The organism is Rufibacter glacialis (assembly GCF_008271745.1).
GTDB classification, from domain to species: Bacteria; Bacteroidota; Bacteroidia; order Cytophagales; family Hymenobacteraceae; genus Nibribacter; species Nibribacter glacialis.
In genome coordinates this window covers 204084-210677 of sequence record NZ_VKKZ01000026.1, presented here as the reverse complement: position 1 = coordinate 210677, position 6594 = coordinate 204084, and the positions used below count along the sequence as shown (strand labels likewise).

Sequence of the window (6594 nt, the reverse complement as noted above, 5' to 3'; positions counted from 1 at the left end):
AGGAGTTCAGCCCTGTTGAGCTGACTGCCTATCAGAAAAAGTACAGGCAGGCGAAGATAATATACCTAGAGCGGAGGCTCTTTGAACTGAAAAAGGAAGCCGCTTAGGGGAGTTATATAGAAGTTGGGAGTAATTGAAAAATATAAACTTACTAAATAAAAAAAATTAACTATGGCCTTATTAAATTCAGAATTATTCTTTTCAGCTTGGCTAGATTCTGTTACCAACAGAAAAGAAATACTTTTAACGGATTGGAGAAACTCGAAAGTCTATACAAACTTGATAAAGTCAAGTGAGGAATGTATTCTTAGAGATGTGGCAGACAAGTTGAACCTGAAATGTTACGCAAAGGACTATTATTCTATCGACTCAGTCCTTTATACAGATGAGGATTTAGTTCCTGGCATACAAGAAAATACTTACTGGTTCAGACAGATAAAAGTCGCATTTGAACATGAAAACAATTTCAATGGTGGACTTTATCAAGAAGTTGCGCATCTTCTAATCACCAATTCAGAGTTAAAAGTCCTAGTTACCTATCCTAATGGTGATACAACCCATGAAATGGATTATCTGCATAAAATTATCAGAGGGTGTAATCACCAAAAGGAATTGTCCGACAAGGAAAGCTTCTTGCTGATTTTTGGTTATGAATCAGATTTTGAATGGGAAGCCTTTGTTTATAAAGAAGATTACTGGAAACGTATTGTAGTTGGCGCAAAACAAACAACAAATCTGGTAAGCGCGGGCAGTATCTAAAAAAAACAACTACGCACAACACTGTATAAACGTCAGCTTCGGCCGACGGCCTTGCCGTCGTTTATACTAGTCCGTTAGCAAAGATTTAAATGAACAAACTGGTAATCCTAACAATATATATCCTGACTTGCTTCTCAATTACAGGATGTTCATCTAATTATCTGGACTATAAAGAACATATAGAAACTACAGGCCAATATAATTACGCTTTCTATATGGATAGTTGGGGCATTGGGGACCAAGGCTATTATGTACTCCAACTTGAAAAAGATACCAATCCTAAGGATGTATATGTTGAGATAAATATGGATGGGATAAACCCCAAACAGCGTGAATGGATGGATAACAGGACCATACTATTCAACTACGCTGAAGCGGGTTATCATTATCAAAATCCAAATATTAAACTTATAGACAATCGGTTTTTAGTCTTTTCTAGAGGAGGATATTATTATGGTCTTTATGACCTCAAAACTCAAAAAGATACCTTTAACATTGGTTCACCATGGAATGAGTTCATAGAGAAGAGTGGTTACTATTATGAAAAAATTAATAGAGAGAAAGAAGAGAAAGAATATACAATCTGGGTTGAAAAAAATATTCATGATAATATTAAAAAGTATATTCAATTTAATAAATAAACCCTTTGGCAACTACGCCTTTGCTGTAGCTATGCCACAGCAAAGCCCAATACGTTATCAATAATTATCGTTCAGAAATAAATTAACATAATGAAAAAGGAAATTATACTATTTGCCTTATTATTAATTTTTCTAGTGGATGTATCAAAAGCACAAGAAAAAGCCACTGTAGATGCAAGATTTGATTTTTTTCTCACTCTACCCGCTAACAAAGACCTAGGACAGAAGTTTGATTTTGGAGCGGGAGCTATAATAGGAGCAGCAATTTTCCTCCCTGAGATTAAAACATATTTTACACCTCAAGTAGGATTCGATTTTATGCCAGCAAGGCCTGTTGGAAATGACGATACATATCGAGAATCTATTTTCTTCACCAATTTTGGGTTAGAAGCAATGTATCAACTCTATGAGTTAGACAACTACAAATTATCGCCATTTATCGCTATTAGCTCAAGAAAAGTTATTGATCGGTACCTAGTCGCCAATGGTAATATTGTTAGCACAAATAGAGGTACAGATTTTGAATATGATAAACTACCTCCACTTTTCTCGACTTCAGCCATTGCTTTGAATTTCGGATTAGAAAACAGATTTAATGATACTTGGTTTATAAGATTATCATATGAACTTTATCAACCTAAGGTAAATGCTGATCTAAGCAATTCTTATGATGATATTGACAATGAGATTTTTGACCCTCTTACTCAAAAATTAAATCTAACAACAATAAAAATAGGTATCGGTGCATACTTCTGGTGAATATAGCACTCTACTATTTGAATTAAAAAATTGATAACACGCAATATAGCCAATGGCGGAGGAGCAGTATTTTGAAGCTTACTGCCCCGCATCAAGTTTTATAATGGAGGATAGTGACCAAGCCCACAAACTGCCACTGCCCATATTTACAACCGTTATGAACAATAAAAAACCTAAAAAATGAAGTTAATTATCCTTTTGATTCTTGGGATTACAATTTTAAGTTGCAATAAACATTCAAAAGACATTACAAATAGCAAATCTGATCTTGTTGATATTTCAATAGAAAAAAATGCCGATTCTCTGCTTCTTGATCCTAAAATAAATTCAGTTTCAATCGGTATTTATAAAGATGGAAAAATCTACACAGGGCATTTTGGAGAATTGGATAAGGGAATAGGTAATAAACCAACAGATGCCACAATCTATGAAATTGCTTCTGTTAGCAAATCTTTCACAGGGACTTTGGTCGCTCAAGCTATCCTAGATAAGAAAATTAATTTGGACGATGATATTCGACTGTATCTTGAGGGAGATTTCCCGAACTTAGAATACAATAATAGTCCTATAAAAATAAAACATCTTATTACTCATACTTCTGGACTTCCAAGGTCTTTACCAACCAGCATAGATGCTCTCTTCGAAAATATTGATGAGAAACTTCCATTTAAAATATATGAGATAGAAAAAAACTATAGTAAAACCCATTTTTTGGGTGACTTACAAACTGTAAAAATTGCTGCTATACCTGGAACTAGCTTTAACTACTCAAATGCTGATACAGAGGTAATGGCTTACATTTTAGAAAAAGTTTATAAAATGACTTACGACCAGTTATTACAAAAATTTATTTGCAAACCAGCTGGAATGAAAAATACCAAAGTGAAATTATCAGCAGAAGAATCAAAAAGGTTAGCGAATGGCTATGGAGAAACGAATAAACTAGTTCCTCATTTCGCAAATACTTTATGGGGAGCAGATGGTGGTATAAAATCAACCACTTCTGATTTAGTAAATTATATGAAGTTTCAGCTTGATATCAACAATTTAGCAGCAGCAGAATCTCATCAATTACTTTTTACTGAAAATGATATACAAATAGGGTATCTGTGGCCAATAATTAATAACGCTAAAGATGGTATCTATTACAGCATACACGGTGGCGCATTTGGTACACAAAACTACTTTCTAATTATTCCTAAGTATAAGTTAGGAGTCTCCATAATTACAAATCAAAGTGGACCCGAAACACAAGGCAAACTATGGAATACAATGAGAAACTTACTAACTGACATAAAGGAATTATAAAAGCCCATAACATTATATAAGAGCCCGCCTCGGCCGCCGGCCTCCTCCGCCCTTTATACTAACCGTTATGTGAAGCTTATAGAAATGAAAATGCATAAGATTACAACAATTCTTCTTCTTCCAATAATTTTACTTCTCTTTAGCCTTAACGCATTCGCACAAATACCTCATCTTTCGGGAGAGATAACATTGTCCACGAAAAAGGGAACCATCAACTGTGCATTCAACTTGTCCAACATTCCCTCGCTTGAGGATTACACCATTTGGTTGAACACAGGTTTTAATATTGCCAGAATCACGGATGAAACTGGAGAAACCAAATACCACTACAGTAAATCATATAACGATAAAAGTAGCGAAGCCTTCCAGTATACTCTCACTACCAAGCCCTCCCAAGGTAAATTCCTTCCAAAATCTCTTACGTTTTCCTATACTGGCGCCTTTCCGGTTTCTCCAGATACTACTCAAATGTATGCATCAGGTGATTGGAAAGGGAACATTGCCTTTAATGGAGCTACTGTCAGAATGACTGAGCAATCAGCTTGGTACCCTATTCTTTATGATGTGAAGAATGATAAAGTAATCAATAACTACACTTACACCATAAAGGTAAATAATGAAGATGGTGGCGCGACTTATCTGAATGGCGGTATCCCTAAAACAGGGGGAGCCAATACTTTTTCCTCAAACTCCCCTGTTCCGATGTTGCTTTTTTCAGGCGATTTTACTTTTCTGCAACAACAAGGGATTCATTTTATAAACACCACCCTTTCTCCCCAGGAACGTGACATGCTAAGTCAATTAACCAATTCAATGGTTGATTTCTACTCAGACAAAATGAAGATCCCCTATGGCAGTAAGATTTCTTATCTGGAAACTACCCCTGTTTCCAAATATAGCGCCTGGCTTTTTGTCACCTACCCTACGGTAGCCTTAGTTGGGCGCCAGTTCACCTTGCATAATCTATTTAGCAATAACCCCCATCTGGCAGTAGACACCGCAAGCTACTCCATGATTGCCCATGAACTAGCCCACTACTACTTTGGAACTATATTTACGCCAAATTCAGATTTGAAATGGGTGTTTCTGGAGGGGGTGAATGAATACCTTTCCCTTCAATTCGTGAAAGACAAGTTTGGCAGGAAAGCATATCAAAAAAAGCTCTCAAACTACCTAAAGGCCACTGAAGGAATAAAGCAGCTGATCCCATTAGATAAACTAAAGGCAACTACACCATTGAATGACGCTTATAAATACAATTATATTCCTTTGCTGTTAACGGTTCTGGAAAAAGAAATTGGGGTGCAGAAGATGTGGAAGTGGTTGAATTTAGTAGCTTCCTCTAAAGGAGAAGCTACTGACTATCCGTTCTTTAAAAGCAGTTTCATGAAAAGCGGTATTTCACCAAAAACCTATTCTGCTTTTGAGGAAAAGTATATACTCCATGAAAAATCAAAAGAGAACTTGATTGAAGAAGTAAATAGACAACTATCCACAACAACAGCTAAAAAGCGTTAAACCACTTTTTAGCCCAACCGTTAGGCTCCATTGCATGAAAATATATTCCGAAATTCGGCAGAAGAAATCCTATTCCTATATCCGAAGCAAAAGAGCCTAAAGATGAATGCATTGTACCATTGCATATCAAAATACCATTCTATCCCTTCTGGAGCGTGGGATGCTCTTTGCAAAACATTAACCAAAGTAGAGATCCCAAGGAATTCCTTTTTAGTTAAAGAAGGAATGGTGTGCAACAATTTATACTTTCTTGAAAAAGGTTGTCTGCGTGGGTATTATAACCTAGATGGGAAGGAAGTCACTTATTGGTTTGGGTTCGAAGATAATTTCGTTACGTCTTTTTATAGCTTTATTTCCCGAAAGCCATCTGTAGAAAACATACAGGCTTTAGAGGATTCCGCCTTGTGGAGCATTAGTTTTGAAGCCTTGAACCAGTTGTTTGATGCGCATAAAGACCTTGAGCGCCTGGTACGCATTATCAATGAACAGTACTACATTAGACTGGAAGAGCGGTTTATGGCCATGCAGTTTAAAACGGCTCGCGAGCGCTACGAGCAGTTGATAGAAAACTCTCCGCACATACTTCACAGAATCTCCCTTGGGCAAACGGCATCTTACCTAGGCATTAGCCAGGAAACGCTGAGCAGGATAAGAAGCCAAGGGTAACATTTTCCTTTTTTGACAAATGTCAAAAGAAAGGAGTAGGGCCTGCGATACCTTTGATTCATCACTTAACGAAAAACAAAGATGAATCAGAAACCATCCAATGTGTTTGCGGCCGCTTCTTATGCGGTTCTACTGACAGGTATTAGCGCCTACATAATAGGGCTTTGGAACGCCGACATGATGCTGAATGAAAAAGGGTATTACTTTACCATTCTCCTATATGGTTTATTCTCAGCTATCTCCCTTCAGAAAAGTGTGCGTGACCAATTAGATGGTATTCCTGTTTCCAACATGTATTATGGGCTTAGCTGGTTTTCTACCATCGTGGCACTGGTGTTACTCACAGTTGGGCTTTGGAACGCTGATTTGCTTCTGAGTGAGAAAGGCTTTTACGGAATGTCGTTTCTACTTAGTCTTTTCGCAGCTATTACGGTTCAGAAAAACACCAGAGACAGTTTAAGCAATGAAGTGCCTGCTCAGAATAAGGTGGAGGTTTATTAATCGCTCGGTTGGCAAGGAAAATTCTACCAACATAAAGGCCGCTTGAGACTTCTCCCAAGCGGCCTTTCCTTTTACCATATTACCTTCTCCAGGAGAACCTCCCTGCATAGAACCAGATTAGCATGCTGCCCACCGCCCATAGCTAGGATGTGGCAGAACAGATTACCCCTTGTTTTTTGACAAAGAGAGTAAAACCAAAGCGGCCATCTTTTATTAAGCTGGTCAAATAGAAATACCCCCACGCATTTATCAAGAATAAAAAGATTATTTTAACTAGTTGCCTTTTTTTAATATCTTAATGCCAACGTTGGCGCAAATTCACACGGGCATGGTTAGAAGTCTTGCTGGGCCACTTCTGGTGGAGGAAATTCCTGTAAAAGCCTAGGCTCCTCACTGTTGGTGCAAGGGGTTGAAACAATTCTGATTTAACACTCTGGCGACC

At 37.4% G+C, this 6594-nt stretch carries 7 protein-coding genes; all 7 read left to right on the top strand.

Annotated elements, in window-relative coordinates:
- Positions 1-171: 171 nt before the first annotated feature.
- On the top strand, positions 172-759 hold the full coding sequence (locus tag FOE74_RS21105) for a hypothetical protein (protein ID WP_149100628.1): 588 nt from the start codon (positions 172-174) through the stop codon (positions 757-759).
- Positions 760-848: 89 nt separating this feature from the next.
- Positions 849-1400, top strand: coding sequence for a hypothetical protein (locus FOE74_RS21100; protein ID WP_149100627.1), 552 nt, complete (start codon positions 849-851; stop codon positions 1398-1400).
- A gap of 90 nt (positions 1401-1490) precedes the next feature.
- Positions 1491-2159, top strand: a complete 669-nt coding sequence (locus FOE74_RS21095; protein WP_149100626.1) for a hypothetical protein — start codon at positions 1491-1493, stop codon at positions 2157-2159.
- A gap of 180 nt (positions 2160-2339) precedes the next feature.
- Positions 2340-3467: a serine hydrolase domain-containing protein gene (locus tag FOE74_RS21090; protein ID WP_149100625.1), complete on the top strand. Its 1128-nt coding sequence runs from the start codon at positions 2340-2342 to the stop codon at positions 3465-3467.
- 90 nt (positions 3468-3557) lie between these two features.
- Positions 3558-4985, top strand: coding sequence for a gluzincin family metallopeptidase (locus tag FOE74_RS21085; protein ID WP_149100624.1), 1428 nt, complete (start codon positions 3558-3560; stop codon positions 4983-4985).
- Between the two features lie 102 nt (positions 4986-5087).
- Entirely contained in the window at positions 5088-5651 is a 564-nt protein-coding gene (locus FOE74_RS21080; protein WP_149100623.1) for a Crp/Fnr family transcriptional regulator, read from the top strand.
- A gap of 81 nt (positions 5652-5732) precedes the next feature.
- Entirely contained in the window at positions 5733-6152 is a 420-nt protein-coding gene (gene yiaA, locus FOE74_RS21075) for an inner membrane protein YiaA (protein ID WP_149100622.1), read from the top strand.
- The last annotated feature ends 442 nt before the right edge of the window (positions 6153-6594 follow it).

Excerpts from the sequence above, each read along its gene's own strand:
- yiaA (WP_149100622.1), top strand. The coding sequence starts at position 5,733 with ATGAATCAGAAACCATCCAATGTGTTTGCGGCCGCTTCTTATGCGGTT.
- FOE74_RS21095 (WP_149100626.1), top strand. The coding sequence starts at position 1,491 with ATGAAAAAGGAAATTATACTATTTGCCTTATTATTAATTTTTCTAGTG.
- FOE74_RS21085 (WP_149100624.1), top strand. The coding sequence starts at position 3,558 with ATGCATAAGATTACAACAATTCTTCTTCTTCCAATAATTTTACTTCTC.
- FOE74_RS21100 (WP_149100627.1), top strand. The coding sequence starts at position 849 with ATGAACAAACTGGTAATCCTAACAATATATATCCTGACTTGCTTCTCA.
- FOE74_RS21090 (WP_149100625.1), top strand. The coding sequence starts at position 2,340 with ATGAAGTTAATTATCCTTTTGATTCTTGGGATTACAATTTTAAGTTGC.
- FOE74_RS21105 (WP_149100628.1), top strand. The coding sequence starts at position 172 with ATGGCCTTATTAAATTCAGAATTATTCTTTTCAGCTTGGCTAGATTCT.
- FOE74_RS21080 (WP_149100623.1), top strand. The coding sequence starts at position 5,088 with ATGAATGCATTGTACCATTGCATATCAAAATACCATTCTATCCCTTCT.